Annotated in this window: 25 protein-coding genes; 20 read left to right on the plus strand and 5 right to left on the minus strand. The window is 70.0% G+C overall.

Features of this window, described 5'->3' with window-relative positions; translation table 11 throughout:
* Nucleotides 1–120: 120 nt before the first annotated feature.
* The 7 genes from OJ997_RS20010 to ftsH all read left to right on the plus strand — a co-directional run bounded on the left by OJ997_RS20010 (nucleotide 121) and on the right by ftsH (nucleotide 6,869).
* Complete coding sequence (locus OJ997_RS20010) at nucleotides 121–615, plus strand: hypothetical protein (RefSeq protein WP_270026986.1); 495 nt, start codon at nucleotides 121–123, stop codon at nucleotides 613–615.
* A 16-nt stretch (nucleotides 616–631) separates the two neighbouring features.
* Complete coding sequence (locus OJ997_RS20015; RefSeq protein WP_270026987.1) at nucleotides 632–1,282, plus strand: hypothetical protein; 651 nt, start codon at nucleotides 632–634, stop codon at nucleotides 1,280–1,282.
* A gap of 2 nt (nucleotides 1,283–1,284) precedes the next feature.
* Nucleotides 1,285–1,710, plus strand: a complete 426-nt coding sequence (locus tag OJ997_RS20020; protein WP_270026988.1) for an SCP2 sterol-binding domain-containing protein — start codon at nucleotides 1,285–1,287, stop codon at nucleotides 1,708–1,710.
* Nucleotides 1,711–1,726: 16 nt separating this feature from the next.
* Complete coding sequence (locus OJ997_RS20025) at nucleotides 1,727–2,905, plus strand: adenylate/guanylate cyclase domain-containing protein (RefSeq protein WP_270026989.1); 1,179 nt, start codon at nucleotides 1,727–1,729, stop codon at nucleotides 2,903–2,905.
* Nucleotides 2,902–4,191: a tRNA lysidine(34) synthetase TilS gene (tilS, locus tag OJ997_RS20030; RefSeq protein ID WP_270026990.1), complete on the plus strand. Its 1,290-nt coding sequence runs from the start codon at nucleotides 2,902–2,904 to the stop codon at nucleotides 4,189–4,191. The genes OJ997_RS20025 and tilS overlap by 4 nt, the downstream gene beginning before the upstream one ends.
* Nucleotides 4,192–4,202: 11 nt before the next feature.
* The gene (gene hpt / locus OJ997_RS20035) at nucleotides 4,203–4,733 is read left to right on the plus strand and encodes a hypoxanthine phosphoribosyltransferase (RefSeq protein ID WP_270026991.1); all 531 of its coding nucleotides are present in this window, start codon (nucleotides 4,203–4,205) and stop codon (nucleotides 4,731–4,733) included.
* Nucleotides 4,734–4,871: 138 nt separating this feature from the next.
* Nucleotides 4,872–6,869 carry an ATP-dependent zinc metalloprotease FtsH gene (gene ftsH, locus OJ997_RS20040; protein WP_270026992.1) on the plus strand — a complete coding sequence of 666 codons (1,998 nt, stop codon included), beginning with the start codon at nucleotides 4,872–4,874 and terminating at the stop codon, nucleotides 6,867–6,869.
* A 105-nt stretch (nucleotides 6,870–6,974) separates the two neighbouring features.
* Here the strand turns inward: ftsH and OJ997_RS20045 are convergent, their stop codons facing one another.
* The 3 genes from OJ997_RS20045 to OJ997_RS20055 form a co-directional block, all read right to left on the minus strand.
* Nucleotides 6,975–7,193: a hypothetical protein gene (locus OJ997_RS20045; RefSeq protein ID WP_270026993.1), complete on the minus strand. Its 219-nt coding sequence runs from the start codon at nucleotides 7,191–7,193 to the stop codon at nucleotides 6,975–6,977.
* Between the two features lie 161 nt (nucleotides 7,194–7,354).
* Nucleotides 7,355–7,525, minus strand: coding sequence for a hypothetical protein (locus tag OJ997_RS20050; RefSeq protein WP_270026994.1), 171 nt, complete (start codon nucleotides 7,523–7,525; stop codon nucleotides 7,355–7,357).
* Between the two features lie 25 nt (nucleotides 7,526–7,550).
* Complete coding sequence (locus OJ997_RS20055; RefSeq protein WP_270026995.1) at nucleotides 7,551–8,042, minus strand: Lrp/AsnC family transcriptional regulator; 492 nt, start codon at nucleotides 8,040–8,042, stop codon at nucleotides 7,551–7,553.
* A gap of 84 nt (nucleotides 8,043–8,126) precedes the next feature.
* Here OJ997_RS20055 and OJ997_RS20060 point away from each other — a divergent pair, with 84 nt between their 5' ends.
* The 12 genes from OJ997_RS20060 to OJ997_RS20115 all read left to right on the plus strand — a co-directional run bounded on the left by OJ997_RS20060 (nucleotide 8,127) and on the right by OJ997_RS20115 (nucleotide 20,859).
* A complete protein-coding gene (locus tag OJ997_RS20060; RefSeq protein ID WP_270026996.1) occupies nucleotides 8,127–9,143 on the plus strand; it encodes a DMT family transporter in 1,017 nt (338 codons plus the stop codon).
* A gap of 200 nt (nucleotides 9,144–9,343) precedes the next feature.
* Nucleotides 9,344–10,168: a dihydropteroate synthase gene (folP, locus tag OJ997_RS20065; RefSeq protein WP_270026997.1), complete on the plus strand. Its 825-nt coding sequence runs from the start codon at nucleotides 9,344–9,346 to the stop codon at nucleotides 10,166–10,168.
* Nucleotides 10,129–10,563: a dihydroneopterin aldolase gene (gene folB, locus OJ997_RS20070; RefSeq protein WP_270026998.1), complete on the plus strand. Its 435-nt coding sequence runs from the start codon at nucleotides 10,129–10,131 to the stop codon at nucleotides 10,561–10,563. The genes folP and folB overlap by 40 nt, the downstream gene beginning before the upstream one ends.
* Nucleotides 10,564–10,597: 34 nt before the next feature.
* Entirely contained in the window at nucleotides 10,598–11,104 is a 507-nt protein-coding gene (locus tag OJ997_RS20075) for a TetR/AcrR family transcriptional regulator (RefSeq protein WP_270026999.1), read from the plus strand.
* Nucleotides 11,085–13,133 carry an MMPL family transporter gene (locus OJ997_RS20080; RefSeq protein ID WP_270027000.1) on the plus strand — a complete coding sequence of 683 codons (2,049 nt, stop codon included), beginning with the start codon at nucleotides 11,085–11,087 and terminating at the stop codon, nucleotides 13,131–13,133. The genes OJ997_RS20075 and OJ997_RS20080 overlap by 20 nt, the downstream gene beginning before the upstream one ends.
* On the plus strand, nucleotides 13,130–13,648 hold the full coding sequence (gene folK, locus OJ997_RS20085; protein ID WP_270027001.1) for a 2-amino-4-hydroxy-6-hydroxymethyldihydropteridine diphosphokinase: 519 nt from the start codon (nucleotides 13,130–13,132) through the stop codon (nucleotides 13,646–13,648). Before OJ997_RS20080 ends, folK begins: the two co-directional genes overlap by 4 nt.
* A complete protein-coding gene (locus OJ997_RS20090; protein WP_270027002.1) occupies nucleotides 13,645–14,409 on the plus strand; it encodes a type III pantothenate kinase in 765 nt (254 codons plus the stop codon). Before folK ends, OJ997_RS20090 begins: the two co-directional genes overlap by 4 nt.
* A gap of 26 nt (nucleotides 14,410–14,435) precedes the next feature.
* On the plus strand, nucleotides 14,436–14,858 hold the full coding sequence (locus OJ997_RS20095) for an ankyrin repeat domain-containing protein (RefSeq protein WP_270027003.1): 423 nt from the start codon (nucleotides 14,436–14,438) through the stop codon (nucleotides 14,856–14,858).
* A 191-nt stretch (nucleotides 14,859–15,049) separates the two neighbouring features.
* Nucleotides 15,050–16,033 (plus strand): tRNA dihydrouridine synthase, encoded by a 984-nt coding sequence (locus OJ997_RS20100; protein ID WP_270027004.1) that lies wholly within the window; start codon nucleotides 15,050–15,052, stop codon nucleotides 16,031–16,033.
* A 70-nt stretch (nucleotides 16,034–16,103) separates the two neighbouring features.
* The gene (greA, locus tag OJ997_RS20105; RefSeq protein ID WP_270027005.1) at nucleotides 16,104–16,580 is read left to right on the plus strand and encodes a transcription elongation factor GreA; all 477 of its coding nucleotides are present in this window, start codon (nucleotides 16,104–16,106) and stop codon (nucleotides 16,578–16,580) included.
* 2 nt (nucleotides 16,581–16,582) lie between these two features.
* Nucleotides 16,583–18,028, plus strand: a complete 1,446-nt coding sequence (lysS, locus tag OJ997_RS20110; RefSeq protein WP_270027006.1) for a lysine--tRNA ligase — start codon at nucleotides 16,583–16,585, stop codon at nucleotides 18,026–18,028.
* A gap of 239 nt (nucleotides 18,029–18,267) precedes the next feature.
* On the plus strand, nucleotides 18,268–20,859 hold the full coding sequence (locus OJ997_RS20115) for an ATP-dependent Clp protease ATP-binding subunit (protein ID WP_270027007.1): 2,592 nt from the start codon (nucleotides 18,268–18,270) through the stop codon (nucleotides 20,857–20,859).
* 54 nt (nucleotides 20,860–20,913) lie between these two features.
* Here OJ997_RS20115 and OJ997_RS20120 read toward each other — a convergent pair whose 3' ends face one another.
* Nucleotides 20,914–21,132, minus strand: a complete 219-nt coding sequence (locus OJ997_RS20120) for a hypothetical protein (protein ID WP_270027008.1) — start codon at nucleotides 21,130–21,132, stop codon at nucleotides 20,914–20,916.
* A 66-nt stretch (nucleotides 21,133–21,198) separates the two neighbouring features.
* Here OJ997_RS20120 and OJ997_RS20125 point away from each other — a divergent pair, with 66 nt between their 5' ends.
* A complete protein-coding gene (locus tag OJ997_RS20125) occupies nucleotides 21,199–22,035 on the plus strand; it encodes a tetratricopeptide repeat protein (protein ID WP_270027009.1) in 837 nt (278 codons plus the stop codon).
* Here the strand turns inward: OJ997_RS20125 and OJ997_RS20130 are convergent.
* Nucleotides 22,032–22,731, minus strand: a 700-nt coding sequence (locus tag OJ997_RS20130; RefSeq protein WP_270027010.1) for a serine hydrolase, incomplete at its 5' end; no start/stop codon positions are given. The genes OJ997_RS20125 and OJ997_RS20130 overlap by 4 nt on opposite strands.

The following is a 22,731-nucleotide window of genomic DNA, read 5'->3' on the forward strand; positions in this document are numbered from 1 at the left end:
AGTCGCAGTTCGCGTTGCCACTTTGTGTAGTGTCAACCTCGGGTAGAGGCTTAGACACATCAGATGACGCTGCCTAAGGTACCTTCCGCTACATACACGTTCGATAAGGAGTTGCTTGGGATGGCAGACGATGGCTTCCGCGACCGGGTGTCGCGGCAAGGCGAGGAAGCGCTCGGCAAGCTCGCGACGGACCTGCTCGAGAACCCGCTGGTCAACTCTGCAATCACGCGTGCATTCTCCGCTCGCGAAAAGGCGGTGCAGGCGCAGGAGGCCGCGATGGGCGCGCTCAACCTGCCGTCGGCCGCGGACATCGACCGGCTGACGCGCCGGCTGCGCACCGTGAGCACGCGGCTCGAGGGCATCGAGGAGTCGATCGACCGCCTGCAGGACGGCGTCGACAAGCTCTCCGCCAAGCTCGGCAGCGAAGCCGCGCTCGTCGAGCGCCTGGCCGCGCTGGAGGGCCAGCTGTCCAAGCTCACCCACGACGTCTCGCACGTGTCGGACGCGATCGACGCGGTCCCGCCGCCCGTTCCGCGCGAGCAGGAGCGGCTGGCGGTCGACACGCCAACACCGAAACCCGCCCGCAAGCGCGCGGCAGCGAAGAAGAAGTCCTAATAAGGTTCGTGTGAATATGAGCAAGAAGGACAAGGACAAGAAGAAGAAGGACAAGAAGGGCGCCGACGATCCCGTCGCCGCTCTGCGCGCCGCCGTCGAGAGCACGCTTCGTGCTTCCGCAGAAGGCGCCAATGTGACCCGCGAGCGCACGCGCGAGATCGTCGAGGAGATCGCCGCCGCGGCCGGCCGGGTCCGTCACACCCTCGAGGACCTGCGCGTCCTCGACGAGGTGAAGAGCCTGCGCAGCGAGGTCGAGGCGCTCGCCTCCCGGGTCGCGTCGCTCGAGATCCGGCCGAAGGGGGCCAGCAAGCCGGAGGCGGTCACGCCGACGGTGCCGGCGAAGAAGCCGGCAGCCGCGCGCAAGCGCAGCGCCGCCCGCAAGCCGGCGGCCGCGAAGAAGCCGGCGCCCGCGAAGCCCAAGCCCGTCGCCAAGAAGCCGGTGGCGGCGAAGCCCGCCGCAGCGGCGAAGAAGCCCGCGGCGGTCGCCAAGAAGCCGGCCGCGGCGGCCAAGAAGCCGGCGGCCGCGCGCAAGCGCACCCCGGCCCGCAAGCCGACGGCCCCGGCGAAGAAGCCGGCCGCCGTGACCAAGCCCGTGGCGAGCACCCCGGTGGCGCCCGCCCCCGCGAAGCCCACGCCCGCTCCGCCCAAGCCCACCCCGTCCTCCTAGGCATGAGCGTCTCGTTCGAGTCCGCCAAAGAGCTGCGCGAGGTCATCGACGCGGTCTTCACGATGATGGACTCGGACGAGGAGATGGGGCCCAAGCTGCGGGATGCCGACACGCCTCAGCAGTTCGAGTTCAGCGACTTCGACGTCGTCGTCAACATCCGTGCGGCCACCGACGGCGAGGAGGGCAACCTCCACTGGGAGTGGTCCGACGACGTCGACTGGAAGCCGAAGGTCAAGATGACGATGTCCTCGGAGGTGGCCAACCGCTACTTCCAGGGCAAGGAGAACGTCGCGATGGCCGTCGCGCGGCGCCGGATCAAGACGGGCGGGGACATGAAGGCCGCGCTCGACCTGATCCCGCTCACCAAGCCGATCTACGCGCAGTACCGCGACTACCTCGAGCGCGAGAAGCCGCACCTGCTCGTCTAGGCCTCTGGCCGTCGCGATGGCCGACTCGCTGACCGACGTCGCCCGCGCGCTCTCCGTCTCTCCCGCCACCCTGCGCCGCTGGGTGGCGGAGGGGATCGTGCCGCTGCGGGACGGCGAGTGGACGCCGGCGGCGCTCGCGCAGGCCCGGATCGTCGCGCGCATGCGGGCGCGTGGGCACTCCCTCGCGCAGCTCCGCGGCGCGGCCAAGCAGGGCCGGCTCGCCTACGGCTACCTGGAGGACCTGTTCGGCGACGAGGGCGGCGGTGCGCCGCGGACGCTCGAGGAAGCGGTCGAGGAGACCGGGATGGAGGCGGAGCTGATCCGCCGCATCTGGGCCGCGGCGGGGTTCCCGGCCGCGTCGCTGGAGGCGCTGAGCGACGATGACGTCGCGCTGCTGCGCTCGTTGGGCACCGTGCTCGACTCCGGGCTGCCGCTCGTGGCCTTCCTGCAGATCGTGCGCGTGTACGGGCAGGCGCTCGCCCAGATCGCCGACGCCGAGGTCAAGCTCTTCCACCTCTTCGTGCACGAGCCGATGATCCGCGACGGCGCGCCCGTGCTGGAGATGGCCGAGGAGCTCAGCGGCCTGGCGAGCGAGCTGCTGCCGCTGTCGGGGCCGATCATGGAGTCGCTGCACACGCGGCTGCTGCGCCACTTCCTCGAGCAGGACGTCGTCGGGCACCTCGAGCTCGTCGCCGACGACGCGCAGCTCGGGCGGATGCGCGTCGCGATCTGCTTCGCCGACCTGGCCGGCTACACGCGGCTGACCGAGGAGGTCGGTGAGGAGGAGGCGCTGGAGGTGGTCGAGCGGTTCGTCGAGCAGGTCACCGAGACGCTCCCCGACGACGCGCGCGTGATCAAGACGATCGGCGACGAGGTGATGGTCGTCGGCACCGACCTGGGCGCGCTGGTCGACTGGGCCGTCGGGTTCCAGGCGCTGCAGACCGAGCGCCCGCTGCCGCGGATCGGCCTCCACGCGGGCTCGGTGCTCTACCGCGACGGCGACTACTACGGCCGCGCCGTCAACCTCGCCTCGCGGGTCGCCGCACGCGCGACGGGCGGCGAGGTGCTCGTGACGCGCGAGGTGCGCGCGGTCGCGGGTCGCCACCTCGCGTTCCAGCCGATCGGCGAGGTCAAGCTGAAGGGCTTCGACGAGGCCACGGAGCTGTTCCTGGCCCGCTCGGCGGCGGGGAGATGACCCGGCGCGGCGAGGGCGAGGCGGGCGGCGGCGAGGCGCGCGAGCGCGGCCCGGTGGCGGGCGGGCACGACTCGCATCGCGCGGCGAACGGCGTGGCCGACTCGGTTGAGGCGCGCGTCGCCGCGACCGGCCTGCTCGCCGGCCCCGTCGTCGTGCTCCTCTCCGGCGGGCGCGACTCCGTCTGCCTGCTCGACCTCGCCGTGCGGCTCGCCGGGCCCGTCAGCGCGCTGCACGTCAACTACGGGTTGCGCGACGCGGCCGACGCCGACGAGGCGCACTGCGTCGCGCTGTGCGAGCGGCTCGGCGTGCCCCTGGTCGTGCGCCGGGCGGGTGCGCCCGCCGGCAACGTGCAGGCCTGGGCGCGGGACGTGAGGTACGCGGCGGCCCACGCGCTCGACGGCACGATCGCCACCGGCCACACGGCGACCGACCAGGCCGAGACGGTGCTCTACCGGCTGGTCTCCTCGCCGGGGCGGCGGGCGCTCCTGGGGATGGCGCCCCGCCGCGGGCGCGTGGTCCGGCCGTTGCTCGGCGTCACGCGGGCCGAGACCGCCGCCTACTGCGCCGAGCGCGAGCTGCCGTACGTCGACGACGCGACCAACGCGACCTCCGCTCGGGGCCGCATCCGTGAGATCCTGGAGCTGCACCCGGCGGCGGAGGCCAACGTCGCGAGCACGCTGGACCAGCTGCGCGACGAGGCGGAGGTGCTCGACGCGCTGATCGACCCCGACGCCGACCTCACGACGCTCCCGCCCGCGCTCGCCCGGCTCACCGTGCAGCACGTGGTCGGTGCCGCGCCCGCCCGGTACATGGACGAGATCCTCGCCCTGGCCTGGCGGGGCGGGACCGGCCACGTCGATCTTCCGGGTGCGCGGGTGACCGTCGAGTACGGGCGGGTGCGTCTCGCCTCGGAGACGGCCGCTCCGGAGCCGGCGACGCTTGCCGTGCCCGGCCGGGTCGCGTTCGGCGCGGGGGAGCTGACGTGCGAGGTTGGCGCGTTCGACCTCGCGGACGGGACGCTCGCCGCCGACGCGCTCGCCCCGGCGCTCCAGGTACGGGCCTGGCGGCCCGGCGACCGGATGCGGCCGCTGGGGCTCGACGGCACGAAATCCCTGCAGGACCTGTTCACGGACCGCAAGGTGCCCACGGGCGCTCGCCACCAGCTCCCCGTGGTGGTCTCGAACGGCGAGATCGCGTGGGTCCCGGGCGTCGCGACCGGTGCACGATTTCGTGTAAACGCGGCCACGAAGCTCCACGTTCGCCTGCAATGGCATCCCGGGTCTTAGACTGCGGCGGCGTGAGCGAAGAGATCGGCGAGATCCTCGTCCAAGCTGACGAGCTGCAGCACAAGATCAAGCAGATGGCGGAGGAGATCACCCGCGACTACGACGGGAAGAGCCTGCTGCTGATCGGCGTCCTCAAGGGCGCCGTGCTGTTCCTGGCGGACCTGATGCGCCACCTCGACGTCAGCTGCGAGATCGACTTCATGGCGGTCTCCTCGTACGGGTCCTCGACCGAGTCGAGTGGCGTCGTGCGCATCCTCAAGGACCTGGACGCGCCGCTCGAGGGCCGTCACGTGCTGGTCGTCGAGGACATCGTGGACAGCGGTCTGACACTTCAGTACCTGCTCCGCACGCTCGAAGCGCGCGGGCCGGCGAGCCTCGAGGTGTGCGCGCTGCTGACCAAGCCGAGCCGCCGCAGCGTGGACCTGCCCGTCCGTTACACCGGCTTCGAGATCCCTGACAAGTTCGCCATCGGCTACGGCCTGGACTACGCGGAGCGCTACCGCGGGCTGCCCTATGTGGCCGCCCTCACCCTCACCGACTGACGGGTGAAGGTTCCATTAGCCACCCCATAGGTAGCCGCACCACACTGCGCCAACCCCCTTTGGACCCGCGATTCCCCTGGTAGCCTTGATCCCCTTGACTCGCCGTACCACCCCTGCGCGCTGGAAGCGCGCTCACTCATGAGTCGTTTCTTCAAGAGCGCGGCCTTCCCGATCCTGATCGTGATCGTGCTGGCCTTCTTCGCCTCCAAGCTCATCCAGAGCGGCAACGAGGCGCCCAAGACGTCGTACAGCCAGTTCATCAAGCAGCTGGACGGCGGTCAGATCGACAAGGTCGTCCTGCGCACGAAGGACAACTCCGCCGAGGTGACCCTCAAGGGCGCCGACCCGAAGAAGTACACGACGGGTTGGGTCCAGGGCGACTCGGCGAGCGTGTTGATCAACCGCCTCCAGAAGGCGGAGGCCGACGGCAAGATCAGCTCGTACGACATCAAGCCCGCGCGCTCGAACGTGCTGCTGTCGCTGCTGACGTACGTGTTCCCGATCCTGATCTTCATCGGCTTCTGGATCTTCCTGATGAACCAGGTCCAGGGCGGCGGCTCGAAGGTCATGTCGTTCGGCAAGTCCCGCGCCAAGCGCATGAGCGTGGACTCGCCGAAGATCACCTTCCGCGACGTGGCGGGTGCCGACGAGGCGGTCGAGGAGCTGCACGAGATCAAGGAGTTCCTCGAGAACCCGAAGAAGTTCCAGGCGCTCGGCGCGCGGATCCCGAAGGGCGTGCTGCTCTACGGGCCTCCCGGCACCGGCAAGACGCTCCTCGCGCGTGCCGTCGCGGGTGAAGCCGGCGTGCCGTTCTTCTCGATCTCGGGCTCGGACTTCGTCGAGATGTTCGTCGGCGTGGGCGCGTCCCGCGTGCGCGACCTCTTCGAGCAGGCCAAGCAGAACTCGCCCTGCATCATCTTCATGGACGAGATCGACGCCGTCGGCCGCCACCGTGGCGCCGGCATGGGCGGCGGTCACGACGAGCGCGAGCAGACGCTGAACCAGCTCCTGGTGGAGATGGACGGCTTCGAGGCCAAGGACAACATCATCATGATCGCGGCCACCAACCGGCCCGACATCCTTGACCCCGCCCTGCTGCGCCCGGGCCGCTTCGACCGGCAGATCACCGTCGACCGTCCGGACCGCAAGGGCCGCGCGAAGATCCTCGAGGTCCACACCCGCGGCAAGCCGCTGGCGAAGGGCATCGACGTCGACACGCTCGCCGGCCAGACGCCGGGCTTCACGGGCGCCGACCTCGCGAACCTCGTCAACGAAGCCGCGCTCCTCGCCGCCCGCACGGGCAAGAAGGAGATCACGCAGACCGAGCTCGAAGAGGGCATTATGCGCGTGGTCGCCGGCCCGGAGAAGAAGACCCGGGTCATGGGCGAGAAGGAACGCCTGATCACCGCGTACCACGAGATGGGTCACGCGCTGGTCGGCCACTTCCTCGAGCACTCGGACCCGGTCCACAAGATCTCGATCATCAGCCGCGGCCAGGCGCTCGGCTACACGATCAGCATGCCGAGCGAGGACAAGTTCCTCACGACGCGCGCGGAGCTCCTGGACACGATGGCGATGACGCTCGGCGGCCGTGCCGCGGAGGAGATCATCTTCCACGAGATCACCACGGGCGCGTCCAACGACCTCGAGAAGGTCACGGCCACGGCCAAGCAGATGGTCATGCGCTTCGGCATGAGCGACAAGCTCGGCCCGCGCGTGTTCGGGCACGACCACGGCCAGCCGTTCCTCGGTCGCGAGTTCAGCTCCGAGCCGGACTACTCGGACGAGATCGCGCGTGAGATCGACGACGAGATCCGCCGGATCGTCGAAGGCGCCCACCAGGTCGCCAAGGACATCCTCGCCGAGCACCGCGACCACCTCGAAGTGATCTCCGAGCTGCTGCTCAAGCGTGAGACGATCGAGGCCGACCAGTTCGTCGCGCTGCTCGAGGGCAAGACCGAGATCGAGGTCTGGGGCGAAGAGGCCGAGGAGCTTCCGCCCGGCCCGGAGCGTCCCGAGATCCCCGGCACGGTCACGCGTGACCGTGAGCAGGCCAAGCGGGCGATCCCGCGTCCCGGCCTCGCCGGTGGCGCCGCGGAGTACCGCGGCCACCCGGAAAAGCCGGACCTGGCTTAGCGAGGCGCGGCGGCCCGCCGTCGCGCCCGCGAGTTCGCCAAGTGGCGCCGGGGCGGCGCGGCCTCGCCGCGAACTCGCCGAAGCATCGCCCTCTGGGCGATGCGACTAGCCCCAGTTGCGGCCGGAGAGCTCGCCACGGAACGTGGCCAGCTCGGTCACCGCGGCACCGACGTACGCGGCCTTCGAGCGCGCGATGTCGCGCTCCAGGTCAGCCATGTAAGAGGCGATGTTGGCGACGCCGGTCTCTTCGGCGAGGGCGCGCTCGGCGTGGAGCTCGAGGAGTTGGTTGTGGAGGTCGTGGGCGGACATCGTGGGGTAGAGCATCGCGCTCCGGCTCCTGATACGTGGGGGTGCGACCACGCCAATGGCGTGGCCGGTGGTCCCCCCGGTGAGGTGTGGCTAGCCCGACCAGGAGATCCGCGAAGCGATCTCCAAGCCGAAGAGGGCACGCGCCGGCGAAGCCGGCCGCGCCCTCGTGGCGCCGACTAGTTGACGAGCAGCTGCTGGGCAGCCGCGGAGAGCTGCAGGATCACGTCCGCGTGCTGCTGCGGCGTGGTGGCCTGCTGCTGCTGGGCCTGGGCAGAGGCCATGGTCTGCCGGACTGCGTCCAGGCTGTTGGCCTGGATCATCATCGCGGCGCTGGCTTGGATCTCCATGCCCATGTGATCGACGGGGTCGCCGTCAACCCCGACGCGATTGGACGGATGTCGCACGCACGGGCAGCGGCGATGAAGGTTTCAGCTCGCCGAGGCGCAGCAGCGTGATCAGCCGCTGCGCGCCCCCGCGCGTGCTCAGGCGCGAGAGGACGAGCTGGAGCTCCCCCACGTCGCGCGCGGCGATCATCAGCAGCGCGTCGGTCTCGCCGGCCACGGAGTCGGCGGCGATGATGTTGTCGCTCGACGCCACCTCGGCGTTGAAGCGCTTCTCCGCCGCCTCGTCGTGGCGCGCGAGCGTGACCATCACGTAGACCTGCAGCGTGAACCCCGCGGCGGCCGAGTCCAGCCGCGCGGCGATCTTGCGGATCACCCCCGACTCCTTGAGCCGGCGCACGCGGTTGAGCGTCGCGGCGGGGGAGAGGCCGATGATGCGCGCCAGCTCCACGTTCGGTCGGTCGGCGTCCAGCTCCAGCTCCCTGAGCAATCGGACGTCGATTTCGTCAAGTTGGATGGCCATAGAACCAAACAATATTTCGTCTGAGCATGGATCCAAGCGATCTACACAAGTCGCAAGCGTTTGGCGCCGATCATCAGACGTGTCATGCAGCTCGTTCGCCGTCATTCCGCTCTGTTCGCACTCGTCGCCGCCGGTCTCCTCTGGGGGCTGACCGTCCCGCTGTCCAAGCTCGCGCTGGACTGGCTGCCGGGCGGCTGGCTCACGGTCGTGCGCTTCGCCGCCGCTGCACCGCTGCTCGCGCTCGTGAGCCGTCGCGACCTGCGCCGCGCGTTCACGCCGAAGATCCTCTTCGCGGGTGCGGTCGGCTACGGCGCGGTCGTGATGCTCCAGAACGCCGGCATCCACGCGACGAGCGTGAGCCACGCGGCGCTGATCATCGGCGCGGTGCCGGCGCTCGTCGCGTTGATCAGCGCGGCCACGGGCAAGGGCTCGGCCGGCAAGCTGGCCTGGTTCGGCTTCGCGCTCGCCCTCGCGGGCGTCGGGATCGTCGCCGGAGGCGGCGGCGGTGGCGCGACCCTCGGCGGCGACGGGCTGATGCTGGCCTCGTCCGCGCTGAGCGCGACGTTCGTGGTCGTCCAGTCGCAGCTGCTGAAGGGGCAGAACCCGATCGCCATGACCGCGGTGCAGATGTTCGCGGGTGCGCTTGCGGGCATTCCGAACGCGATCGTCGAGGGCGTCCCGGCCGCGCCGGCGACCCTCGCGCCGGTCGCCGCGCTGCTCGCGCTGATCGTGGCGGGCACGCTGCTGCCGTTCGCGCTCTTCGCCTGGGGCCAGTCGAAGGTCAAGCCGCAGCTCGCGGGCGCGTTCCTGAACCTCGAGCCGCTCGTCGGCGCCGCGGCGGGCGCGCTGGCCTTCGGCGATCCGTTCGGCCCGGTGCAGTTGCTGGGCGGCCTGGTGATCCTGTCCGGCATCGCGCTGAGCACCGCGCCGCCGCGCAAGCGCCCGGAGCCCGCGCGGGTGGTCAGCCGCCACGAGGGGCGGACCCACCGCACCCGCCCGGTGCGGTCTTCCGCACCGCGGGACGCCAGCCACCTCCCTCATCAGGAGTGGCCCAGGAGGGCAAGCTACGTATCAAGCAGCACCCCTCCTCACTCTCACTGACATGACCCTCCTCGTCCCCCGAACCTCCCGCAGCGTGCCTCCCCACACGTATGTGGTCCCCGTGGTTCGGGAGCTCCCCATCTCCTCCTCGACCCCCGCGGCTGCCGGCAACCCCTCCTCCTCTGCCTGGTAGTCGCACCTGACACCCGCAAGACCCGATACCGGCCGCCCCGCAAGGGCGGTCGGTAGCGTTTAAGCCCGTGGACTTCGAGATCATGGGTGTGGTCAACGTCACGCCCGACTCCTTCTCGGACGGCGGGCAGTTCGACGACGCCGCCCAAGCCATCGCCCACGGCCGCCGGCTCGCCGCCGAGGGTGCCGTGATCCTCGACGTGGGCGGCGAGTCCACGCGCCCCGGGGCGGACCCGGTCCCGGCGGGCGACGAGGCCGCGCGCGTGGTGCCGGTGGTCGCGGGCCTGCGTGACGTCGCGCGGGTCTCGATCGACACGATGAAGCTCGACGTGGCGGTCGCCGCGGTCGAAGCGGGCGCGAGCTACGTCAACGACGTCACCGCCTTCCGGCACGACCCGGACCTGGCGGGCTTCGTCGCCGACCGGGGGCTCGACTGCTGCCTGATGCACATGCTCGGCGAGCCGCGCACGATGCAGCGCGACCCGCGCTACCTCGACGTCGTCTCGGAGGTCAAGTCCTTCCTGGTCGAGCGGATGGAGGCGGCGGTCGCGGCGGGCGTGCCCGAGTCCAAGATCCAGCTCGACCCGGGGATCGGCTTCGGCAAGACGATGGAGCACAACCTGACGCTGCTTGCCCGGCTCGACGAGCTGACCGACCTCGGGCGGCCACTCGTGATCGGCACCTCGCGCAAGACGTTCATCGGGCGGTTGACCGGGCGAGACGTGACCGAGCGTGTGCACGGCACCGTCGCCACGTGCGTGATCGCGCTGGAGCGCGGTGCGCAGGTCTTCCGCGTCCATGACGTCGCCGCCGTCGCTGACGCGCTCAAGGTCGCGGCTGCTACTTTCGCCGCATGGCCGACGAAGAGCCCGACGAGTACGACGACGAGCTAGAAGACGATGACGACGACGAGGAAGGCCTCGAAGTCGGCGTCACCATCGAGATCGTCGGTCTCTCCCTCTACACGCACCACGGCGTCACCGCCGAGGAGCGCAAGGTCGGGCAGCGGATCCTCATCGACGTGCGCTTCGACGTCGGCGAGCCGGATGCGCTGATCACCGACCGCGTCGAGGACACGATCGACTACGGCGAGGTCTGCCAGGTCATCGCCCTGGTCGCCCAGCAGCAGTCCTACCGGACCCTCGAGCGGCTGTGCGCGGTCATCGCGGACCGGCTGGCGTCCCAGTTCGGGGCGATCAGCGTGACGGTGAAGGCGAGCAAGCCCGAGCCGCCGATCCCGCTGCCGGTCGAAGAGGTCTCGGTCGAAGTCTGGCGTGAAGAACGTTAGTGATCACTAACATACGGGTGTAGTCATGGCCCGTATGTCCGCAGAGGCCCGCCGCGAGGAAGTCGTCGGCATCGCGTTCCGGCACTTCGCCGAGGGCGGGTTCGACGGCACCTCGACCGAGGCGATCGCGCGCGAGGCGGGTGTCTCCCAGCCGTACCTGTTCCGGCTGTTCAAGACCAAGCGCGGGCTCTACGAGGCGTGTGTGGACAAGTGCTTCGAGCGGGTCGAGACCGTGTTCTCGGACGCGGTCGCCGGCAGCACTCCCGAAGAGCGCTTCGAGGCGATGGGGCACGCGTACGGCGCGCAGCTGCTGCCCGACCGCCACGCGCTGCTGTTCCAGATGCGGGCCTACGCGGTCGCGGACCCGGAGATCCGCGCGTACGTGCGCACGAAGTTCGGCCATCTGCGCGGGACGCTCGCGGAGCTCGCCGGCGTCGCGCCCGAGGACACCTGGGACTTCTTCGGCGAGGGCATGCTGCTCAACGTCGTGACCATGCTGGAGTTCGACTGGCCACACCCGGATGATCTTCCGTCGGCGTAAGCCGATCCTGCTCGGCTCGCTGGTCATGGTGCTGGTGGCGGCGGTGTTCGCCCTGCCGGTGTTCGGGGAGCTGGGCAACGAGAACGACTTCGACGACCCGTCGGCCGAGGCGGTCACGGCGCGGGAGGCGGTCGTCGCCGCGACCGGCACCTACGCCGCGCCGCAGCTGGTCGCGCTGGTGCGGCTGGACGCGTCGGCGGACTCGGCGTTCGGGCTGGGGCGGATCCGGACCGTCGCGCGGGCGATGGAGCATCCGGGCGTGGCGTCGGTGGTGGCCTACCAGCCGGGCGGCGACCGGCGGCTGGTGTCCAAGGACGGACGCTCCACCTACCTGCTCGCCACCTACCGGGAGGACGAGCGCGGGGCGACGGACGCGATCGAGGCGCGGCTGCGGGCGCTGCCATTCGTCACGCTCGGCGGGGGCGCGATCGCCGCGCCACAGGTCGGCGACCAGGTGTCGGCCGACATCCTGCGCGCGGAGCTGATCGCGTTCCCGATCCTGTTCCTGCTCTCGCTGCTCGTGTTCCGCAGCGCGGTGTCCGCGCTGCTGCCGCTGGCCGTGGGCGGAGCGACGATCCTGCTGACGTTCCTGGCGATCCGGCTGATCAACACGCACGTCAACCCGATGTCGATCTACGCGCTGAACCTGGTCAACGGGCTCGGGCTGGGGTTGGCGATCGACTACTCGCTGTTCATGGTCTCGCGGTTCCGGGAGGAGCTGGCGGCCGGGCGGTCGCGCGAGGAGGCGCTGGCGGTGACGATGCGGACCGCCGGGCACGTCGTGCTGTTCAGCGCGGTGACGGTCGCCGCGGCTTTGGCGGCGTTGATCGTGTTCCGGCAGCGGTTCCTGTACTCGATGGGCGTCGGGGGCGCGTTGTGTGCGCTGATCGCGGCGGGCGTGTCCTTGACGCTGCTGCCGGCGCTGCTGGGGGCGCTGGGCGAGCGGGTGAACGCGGGCGGGCCGCGGCGCTGGAAGGACGCGATCGCGCGCGAGGCGGCGGCCGAGCGGACTGGCTTCTGGTACCGCCACTCGCGGCGCGTGATGCGCCGGCCGCTGCCGTTCGCGCTCGGTGCCGCGGCGCTGCTGATCGCCCTGGGGCTGCCGTTCCTGCGGATCGAGTTCACGGGCGTGGACGCGTCCGTGCTGCCCAAAGACCAGAGCGCGCGGATCGTCGACGACGCGATCAAGGCCGAGTTCCCGCCGAGCGAGACGTCCCCCGTCTACGTCGCGGTGCGGCCGGGCGTGTCGGAGGCGGAGCTCGAGCGGTTCGCGGCGCGGCTGCCGGCGCCGGTCTCGCCCCCGGAGATCTCGGCGGGCCGGATCGACCTGATCGCGCCGGGACCCGCTCTGGGGGCGGCGGCGAAGGACCTCGTGCGTGACGCGCGCGCGGTGGAGGCGCCGTTCGACTTCTGGGTCGGCGGGCAGACGGCGCAGTTCGTCGACCAGCAGGCCTCCCTCGCCGATCACCTCCCGGTGGCGCTCGCGCTCCTGTGCGCGACGACGCTGCTGATCCTGTTCGTGATGCTGCGCTCGATCGTGCTGCCGGTGAAGGCGCTCGTCATGAACCTGCTGACGATCTGCGCCGCGTTCGGGCTGATGGTGCTCGTGTTCCAGGACGGGCACCTCGACTGGCTCTTCCGCTTCGACTCGCAGGGGGCGATCGAGTCGAGTCAGCCCGTGCTGCTGTTCGCGGTCGCCTTCGGGCTCTCCACCGACTACGGCGTGTTCCTGCTCGGACGCATCAAGGAGCTGCACGACGGCGGGATGTCCAACGAGGAGGCCGTGGCGTTGGGGCTGCAGCGGACCGGGCGGATCGTGACCTTCGCGGCGGCGCTGATGGTGGTCGCGCTGGGGTGCTTCGTGACGGCGTCGGTGATCTTCATCAAGCAGCTCGGGTTCGGCGTCGCGGTGGCGGTCCTGATCGACGCGACGATCGTTCGCGCGCTGCTCGTTCCGGCTTTGATGCGCCTTCTGGGGGACTGGAACTGGTGGGTTCCGCGCCCGATCGGCAGACTGCTGGGCGCGTGAACGAGATCGCTTACCTCGGATTGGGCTCGAACATCGGTGACCGGCGGATGAATCTGCAGGCCACGGTCGAGTCGTTGTGGACGCACGACGTCGTGGTGCTGGCCTCCTCGTCCGTCTACGAGACCGAGCCCGTGGGCGAGGTGCTCGAGCAGCGGTCGTTCTTCAACGCCGTGCTGCGCGTGGAGACCCGGCTCGGGCCGGAGCAGCTCCTGGACGCGTGCAAGGCGGTCGAGCGGGCGTTCGGGCGGACCCAGCTCGGCGAGGACGGCTACGTCAAGGACGGGCCGCGCGCGATCGACGTCGACCTGCTCCTGCTCGGTGAGCTGGAGTACTCGAGCGAGCGGCTCACGCTGCCCCATCGCGAGGTGACCTCGCGCCGGTTCGTCCTGGTGCCGCTGCTGGAGCTCGCGCCGGACCTCGAGGTCCCGGGCCGTGGACCGGCCGTTCTCGCTCTGGACTTGATCGAAGGCCAGGACGTGACCGTCGCCGGCCCACCCCTGGAGGTCGGACCGTGAAGCTGCTCGTCGTCGACGTCGGCAACACCCAGACGCATCTCGGCGTCTATGACGGGGACCAGCTCGTGCACGACTGGCGCTTCGCGACCGTGCGCGAGTCCACGTCGGACGAGCTCGGCGCGGCGTTGCGGGCCCTGCTGGCCCTGCGCGGGCTGGAGTTCTCGGACGTGGACGCCTCGATCGTGTCCGCGACCGTGCCGTCGCTCCGGCCGCAGTGGGTCGGGATGGCCGCCCGGTACCTCTCGCACGAGATGCTGCTGGTCGGCCCGGGCCTGAAGACCGGCATGCCGATCCGCTACGACAACCCGCGCGAGATCGGCCCCGACCGCCTCGTCAACGCCGTCGCGGGCTACGAGCGCGTCGGCGGCGCGTGCGTGATCGTCGACTTCGGCACGGCCGTCACGCACGACGTGGTCAGTGCCGGCGGCGAGTACATGGGCGGCGTGATCTTCCCGGGCGTGGAGATCTCCCTAGAGGCGCTTTCGTCCCGGGCCGCCGCGCTCCCCACCATCGACCTGACGCCGCCGCGCGCCCTGATCGGCAAGTCGACGGTCGACGCGATCCGCGCCGGCGTCCTCTACGGCTTCGCGGGCATGGTCGACGGCATCAACCGCCGCCTCCGCGCCGAGCTGGGCGACTTCACGACCCTGGCCACGGGCGGCCTCGCCGGTGCGGTCGTCCCGCACTGCGAGACGATCGACGCCGCCGACGAGCTGCTCACCCTCACCGGCCTGCGGATCATTTGGGAGCGGAACTCCTAACTTCGCCGGAGCGGCTGCGCGCCGCCTTGGCCGCGGACCCGTCGCTGGCCCGCGCCCGCCCGGACGGCGTCCGCACCCTGCTGCACATGCTCGCCGACTGGCCCGGCCATCGCGAGGGCGCGTCAGAGCTGGCGGCGATCCTGGTCGAGTCGGGCGCGGACGTGAACGCGCCCTTCGGCGGCCCGCAGCACGACGAGACGCCGCTGCACTGGGCGGCGAGTGCGGACGACGTCCCGTTGCTGGACGCGCTCGTGGATTTGGGCGCGGATCTCGAGGCGCGAGGCGGGACGATCGCGGGCGGGACGGCCCTGGACGACGCGGTGGGCTACGAGCAGTGGGCCGCGGCGACGCGTCTGTTGGAGCGGGGTGCCACGACTTCGCCGTGGATCGTCGAGCGAGCCGCGGGGTTTCCTTCCGTCCTGGACTGGGTCCGCAGCGTTTCCGGCTAGCGACCAACCGCGCCCGTGCCGACTGGGTGATCCGTCAGTTGACCCCCCTCAAGGGCGTCAAGTGACGGATGACCTCACCGGGCCGGGTGTTCGTTCGCTCTCGGCCCGAGCGAATCGCCGACGGGGAACGCGAACGCGTTCACAGTCCGGGTGTGCTCGCCGTTCACGCGGCCCCTACTCTGGATAAGCGAATGCGCTCTCTCCGCGACCCATGGACCATCGGCGATCTCACCTTCGAGAACCGCGTGATGCTCGCCCCGCTCGCCGGGATCGGGAACTGGTTCGTGCGCCTGCAGGCCAAGCGCTTCGGCGCCGGGCTCGCGGTCAGCGAGATGGTCTCGAGCTTCGCGATCCACTACGGCAACGAGAAGACGCTCACCGAGCTGCTGCGCGTGCACCCCGACGAAGGGCCGCTCGCGATCCAGCTGTTCGGGCACGACCCGGAGATCATGCGCAGCGCCGCCGCCGAGGTGGCGAAGGTCGGCGCGGACATCCTCGATCTGAACATGGGCTGCCCGGTCCCGAAGGTGATGAAGACCGGGGCGGGCGCGGCGATGATCAAGGACCCGGACACCGCGGTCGCCGTGGCCAAGGCCGCGCGCGAGGGCTCCGGCCTTCCGGTCACCGTCAAGCTGCGCGCGTCGATCAAGCAGGGCGGCGTCGAGGGCCTGGAGCTGGCGCGCCGCCTCGTGGACGAGGCCGGCGTCAGCGGCATCACCTTCCACCCGCGCTCCGCCGCCGTGCGCCACAAGGGCGTGCCGGACTACGACCTCGCGGCCGAGCTGGTCCGTGAGCTGCCGGTGCCCGTGATCGTCAGCGGCGGTATGGAGGGCGCGGAGCACATCCGCTGGGTGTTCGAGCACACGGGCTGCGAAGCGGTGATGCTCGCGCGCGGCGCGCTCGGGAACCCGTGGCTGTTCGCGCAGGTGCTCGGCGAGCGCGACGAGGACCCCACGGCGGAGGAGATCCTCCACGAGTGGCACTGGGTGATCGACCGCGCGGAGGAGCACCTGGGCGCGGATCGCGCGGCCCGCTACCTGAAGAAGTTCCACCCCTGGTACATCGAGCGACTCGGGGCGCCGAAGGCCCTCCAGGACGCCCTTCAGCGGGCAGACACTCTTGAGCAACAGCGCGAGGTCCTGTTGCTATCCTGCGCGCCCTCCGCGCCGCTTTAGGCGTGGAAAACCGGTCCGCCTGACGAGCGGGCCGTTTCCATCTTCAGCCCCGCAGAAGGACTGACGCAGCATGCAGAAGGACGTCATCCTCACCCCAGAAGGACTCGAGAACCTCAAGAAGGAGATCGAGTACCTGTCGACGACCAAGCGCCGTGAGGTCGCCGAGCGCATCAAGGAAGCGCGGGAATTCGGCGACATCTCCGAGAACTCGGAGTACGACGACGCGAAGAACGAGCAGGCGATGCTCGAGTCGCGCATCATGACGCTCGAGGACAAGCTTCGCTCCGCTTCGGTGATCGACGCCAAGGAGCTGTCGGCAGACGTCGTGCGCGTCGGCTCCGCGGTGCAGGTCACCGACGACAAGGGCAAGAAGCTCGCCTACACGATCGTCGGCTCGACCGAGGCGAACCCGTCGGAGAACAAGCTCTCCAACGAGTCGCCGGTGGGCAAGGCCCTGGTTGGCCGCAAGAAGGGCGACTCCGTCAAAGTCGTGCTTCCCAGCGGCAAGCAGCGCCAGCTCACGGTCGACAAGATCGAAGTCGCATAACGGTGTCGACCGAGGAGTCCCCCTCGGAGCTCCTCGCCGTCCGCCGCCGCAAGCTCGAGAGCCTGCGCGAGGCGGGCGTCGAGCCGTTCCCGCACGCCTACGCGGACGTGACCTCGGTCGCGGATGCGAAGGCCCCGCATGAAGGCCTGGCCGACGGAGAGGAGACGGAAGCGCGAGTACGCGTGGCCGGCCGCCTCCACGCCCGCCGTGGTCAGGGCAAGATGGCGTTCCTGGACCTGGACGACCGCACCGGTCGGATCCAGCTGCAGGCGCGCCGGGACGTCCTCGGCGACGAGGCGTTCGAACGGCTCCTGACGATGGACCTCGGCGACCTGATCGGCGCCGACGGCACGATCTTCAAGACCCGCCGCGGCGAGCTGTCGGTCCTCGTGAGCGACTGGACGCTGCTGGCGAAGTCACTGCGTCCGCCGCCGGACAAGCACTCGGGCCTCACGGACACCGAGACCCGCTTCCGGCACCGCGAGCTGGACCTGATCGCGAACCCGGAGACGCGTGACGTGTTCATCACGCGCGCCAAGATCGTGTCCGCGATTCGACGGTTCCTGGACGCGGACGGCTTCATCGAGGTCGAGACCCCGGTCCTGCAGCCCATCTACGGCGGCGCCCTGGCGCGGCCGTTCGAGACGCACTTCAACGCGCTCGACAAGACGATGTACCTGCGGATCGCGACCGAGCTGTACCTCAAGCGCCTGATCGTGGGCGGCCTGGAGCGTGTCTACGAGCTCGGCAAGGACTTCCGCAACGAGGGTCTGAGCCCCAAGCACAACCCCGAGTTCACGATGCTCGAGTGGTACGAGGCCTACGCGGACTGGGAAGTCGTCGCGGACCGGGCGGAGCGAATGGTGCGTTCGGTTGCGGACGCCGTCGGCTCGGAGAAGTTCGCCCAGCCGTGGAAGCGCGAGACGCTTGCGGGCTCGGTGCAATCCCGGGTCGGCATCGACATCCTCGGCAACCGCACGCTCGAGTCGCTGCAGGGCGCCATGCGCGAAGCCGGCATGGAAATTCCGGACGAGCCCAACTGGGCAGCACTCGTCGACTACTTGGTCTCCAAGCACGTCGAGCCGACGTTGATCGAGCCGACGATGCTGCACGACTACCCGGTCGAGCTGTCCCCGTTCGCCAAGCGCCACCGCGAACATGACGGTCTGGTGGAGCGGTTCGAGGCCTTCGCGGACGGCATGGAGTTCGCCAACGCGTTCTCCGAGCTCAACGACCCGGACGACCAGCGCGCAAGATTCGAAGAACAGGTGCGTCACGCCGCAGCGGGCGATGAGAACGCTCCGCCGTTCGACAAGGACTACATCTTCTCGCTCGAACACGGCATGCCGCCGACCGGTGGGATCGGAATCGGGATCGACCGATTGACGATGCTGCTGACCGGTCAGCGGACCATTCGGGAAGTGGTCCTCTTCCCGGCCCTCAAGTAGCGCCGGTTTCGACCGATGGTCCAAGCATGATCAAGGTGGCTCTCCGTTGGTAGACTGACGTATGGCCAAAGACGTGCCCCGAGCGCTGATCCGGACCGGCGAGCCCGCCGAATACACGGATGAGAGCCGGGGTATTTTTGTCTCTCAGGCCATCCGTCACTGCCCTCCCAACCCCATTTGAGACCACCGAACGACCGAGCGCTAGGCGAGCACTAGTAAGGAAGGAAGCTCCCCAAATCATGTTCGAGCGATTCACAGAGCGAGCACGTCAGGTGGTCGTCCTCGCCCAGGAGGAGGCGCGGACGCTCAAGCACAACTACATCGGGACCGAGCACATCCTCCTAGGTCTCCTCCGAGAGGAGGAGGGCCTCGCCGCACGCGTACTCGAGTCCCTGGACATCACCGTGGAGCGCGTTCGCGCCCAGGTCGTCCGCATCGTCGGTTCCGGGGAGGAGGTGACCTCTGGTCAGATTCCTTTCACGCCCCGTGCGAAGAAGGTGCTCGAGCTGGCCTTGCGTGAGGCGCTCTCCCTCGGTCACAACTACATCGGCACCGAGCACATCCTGCTCGGCCTCGTTCGCGAGAACGAGGGCGTGGCCGCGCGCATCCTGCTCGACTTCGACGCGGACTCCGAGAAGATCCGCAACGAGGTCATCCGGATGCTCTCGGGCCCCGGCGGCCGACGTCCGCAGGGTGGCGGTCAGGGCCAGCAGGCCACTGGCGGCGCCGGCGCGGGCACGGGCGAGAAGAAGTCGTCCAAGCTGCTGGACCAGTTCGGTCGCAACCTGACCAAGCTGGCTGCCGACGGGAAGCTGGACCCCGTCGTCGGGCGTGAGACGGAGATCGAGCGGATCATGCAGATCCTCTCGCGGCGCACCAAGAACAACCCTGTGCTCGTCGGCGAGCCGGGTGTCGGCAAGACCGCGGTGGTCGAGGGCCTGGCCCAGCGGATCACCAACGGCGACGTGCCGGAGCTGCTCAAGAACAAGCAGATCTACACGCTCGACCTTGCCGCCCTGGTCGCGGGCTCCAAGTACCGCGGCGAGTTCGAGGAGCGCCTCAAGAAGGTGATGAAGGAGATCACCCAGCGCGGCGACATCATCCTGTTCATCGACGAGCTCCACAACCTCGTCGGCGCGGGTGCCGCGGAGGGCGCGATCGACGCCGCCTCCATCCTGAAGCCGGCCCTCGCCCGTGGCGAGCTGCAGACGGTGGGCGCGACGACCCTGGACGAGTACCGCAAGTACCTCGAGCGGGACTCGGCGCTGGAGCGTCGCTTCCAGAAGATCACCGTCGACCAGCCGTCGCTCGAGGAGTGCGTGCAGATCCTCAAGGGCCTGCGCGACCGCTACGAGGCGCACCACAAGGTCAACATCACGGATGAGGCGCTGGAGGCGTCCGCGGAGCTCGCGGACCGCTACATCAGCGACCGCTTCCTGCCGGACAAGGCGATCGACCTCATCGACGAGGCCGCCTCGCGCATGCGCATCAAGTCGATGTCCTCCCCGCCCGTGTACCGGGAGCTCGAGGAAGAGATCGAGACGACGCGCCGCGACAAGGAAGCCGCGATCGAGAACCAGGAGTTCGAGAAGGCCGCGCACCTTCGCGATCGGGAGCGTCAGCTCACGAACAAGAAGCGCGACCTCGAGGACGCCTGGGAGTCGGGCGAGGGCGGAGAGCGTCCGTCGATCGGCGAGGAAGAGATCGCCGACATCGTCTCGATGTGGACGGGCATCCCGGTCTTCAAGCTCACTGAGGCCGAGACCCAGAAGCTGATGCGCATGGAGGACGAGCTCCACAAGCGCGTCATCGGCCAGCACAACGCGATCGAGGTCATCTCGAAGGCGATCCGCCGCTCGCGTGCCGGCCTGAAGGACCCGAAGCGGCCGACCGGCTCGTTCATCTTCCTGGGCCCGTCGGGCGTGGGCAAGACGGAGCTGGCGCGGACGCTCGCGGAGTTCCTGTTCGGTGACGAAGAGGCCATGGTCCGGATCGACATGTCCGAGTACATGGAGAAGCACGCGGTCTCCCGTCTGGTCGGCTCGCCTCCGGGCTACGTCGGCTACGACGAGGGCGGCCAGCTCACCGAGGCCGTGCGGCGCAAGCCGTACTCGGTGCTCCTGCTCGACGAGATCGAGAAGGCCCACCCGGACGTCTTCAACATCCTCCTGCAGATCCTCGAGGACGGTCGCCTGACCGACTCGCAGGGCCGCACGGTGGACTTCCGGCACGCGATCGTGATCATGACCTCGAACATCGGGGCGGGCGAGATCGCGCGCAACACCCCGCTCGGCTTTGCCGTGTCGGACGACGAGACCGGTATCTCGTACGACGACATGAAGGGCCGCATCATGGGCGAGCTCAAGAAGGTCTTCCGGCCTGAGTTCCTCAACCGCATCGACGACGTGATCGTCTTCCACAAGCTCACCAAGGAAGAGATCAAGACGATCGTCGAGCTGCTGCTGCGTCGCATCCGCACGTCGCTGGCGGAGCGCGAGCTGCAGCTGGAGCTGTCCGAGGAGGCCGAGGACTACCTGGTCGAGAAGGGCTGGGACCCGTCCATGGGTGCCCGTCCGCTCCGCCGGGCGATCCAGCGCTACATCGAGGATCCGCTCGCGGACTTCGTGCTGCGCTCCGAGCTGGTGCCGGGCGCGACCGTCATGGTCGACAAGGCGCCGGAGGGCTCCGACGAGGAGGTCACCCTCAACATCGTCGTGCCCGAGAAGACGCCGGTTCCGGTCGGCGGGGGCAAGGACGACGAAGAGGCCGAGGCCGTCGACGACACGGGTGCGCTGGACACGCCGCCGGTGCCGCCGAGCGACGAGTCCTGATCCTCTCGCACGACTGAGGTTCTGAGCGGGCGCCCCACGGGGCGCCCGCTCTCGTTAACAGCCGAGCGCGAACAGGCCGGCGACGAGGACGATCAGCGCCGGCACCGCGACGATCGCGAGCCCGACGACGCCGAGCGCGATCCCGGCGCGGCCGGGCCCGCGCGCGGTGCGGGCGGCGTGACGCAGTCGCCAGCCGACGAACGCGATCGCGAGCAGCAGCACCGTGGCGGTGACGAGGTTCGGGGCGGCGTGGCCGAAGGCGTCGCAGCTCATCGCGGCGGAGCATCCCAGCTTGGTGACCGGCGGTCAACAAGCGCAGGTGCTACAAGGGAAGTCGACATGAGCACTGACCTGACTCCCTGGATCGCCCGCGGCTACCAGGCGCACAACGACGGCGACGACGAGACCGCCGAGGCCTCGTACCGGAAGGCCCTGGAGGAGGGTGAGCCCGACGCCGCCTACTACCTGGGCGACCTGCTCGTGCAGCTCGACCGCGCCGCCGAGGGCGAGCCGCTGCTGCGCGAAGTGCTGGCTTCTGGCGACACCGACGCGCACATCCCGCTCGGCAACGCCCTCTGGGACCTCGAGCGGCCGGAGGAGGCCGAGGAGCAGTTCCGCGCGGCCGTCACCGCCGGGCATCCCGGCGCGCACTTCAACCTCGGGCTGCTGCTGCGCGACACCGAGCGCTTCGAGGAGGCCGCCGAGATGCTGCGCGTCGCCTCCCAGGACGATCCCGAGGCGCTCGTCGAGCTCGCCGTCATGCTCGTCGAGGATCTCGAGGGCGGCGACGAGGCCGAGGCCGAGCGCCTGCTGAGCGAAGCGATCGCGCAGGGCGAGGAGGACGCGGTCATCGTCCTCGCGACCCTCTACGTCGAGCAGGAGCGCGAGGAAGAGGCCGAGGCGCTGCTGCGCACGGCGTCCGACGCCGGCTCGGCCGCCGCCAAGATCGACCTCGCGAACCTCCTCAGCGACTACGACGACGGCACCGAGGAGGCCGAGCGCCTCTACCGCGAGGCGATCGAGCTCGGCGACACCGACGCCGAGAACAACCTCGGCGCGCTCCTGGCCGACCTGGGCCGGATCGACGAGGCCAAGGAGATCCTCAGGCGCGCGGCCGACCGCGGCGACGAGTACGCGATCGAGAACCTCGCGACGCTGACCGCGAAAGACAACTAAGCGCCTTCGAGGAGGCGCTCGAAGACCCCTTCGAGCGTCTCCTTGCCGGCGGCGTGGGTGCCGTTGCCGGCCGTGAGGACGGCGACCGCGATGCGTTCCTCGCCGCGGACGAGGAGCGCGACCTGGTGGTCGACGGCGCCGGTGCCCGAGCCCCATCCGCCCTTGAAGTAGACCCGCCAGTCGGGCAGCTCGAGCTTCCCGATGCCCCAGCGCTGGCTCGACACGACCGTGCGCAGGAGCCGCAGGCCGTACGCGCGGTGGCGCGGTGGCAGCAGCGTGTCGAGCTCGAGGAAGAAACGCGTCTGGTCGCGCGCCGTGATCCGCGAGTTGCCCCAGATCGGGCTGGCCGGCTTGAACCGCGTCATGCCGGCCGTGCGCGCCAGCCGCCGCAGGCCGCCGGTGCCGACGCGGGTGAAGAGCACGTTCGTGGCCGCGTTGTCGGAGCGGCGGATCATCGGGTTCAGCAGACGCTTCTCGTCGGCGCGCAGCGAGCGGTCGCGCGCCGAGCGGGTGTAGGCCACGAGCAGCATCGCCTTCAGCACGCTGGCGCTGGGGAACGCGCGGTCCTCGCGCACGCCCGCGAAGGTGGTCGGGGTGCGCACCGCGAAGGCGACGGTGCCCGGGCGCGAGGCCGCGTAGGAGCGGGCGGCGGCGGTCGCGTCGGGTGACGGCGGCGCGGCGGCGGCGGGCGCGGCG

It is taken from the genome of Solirubrobacter phytolaccae (assembly GCF_027587195.1).
Taxonomy (GTDB): domain Bacteria; phylum Actinomycetota; class Thermoleophilia; order Solirubrobacterales; family Solirubrobacteraceae; genus Solirubrobacter; species Solirubrobacter phytolaccae.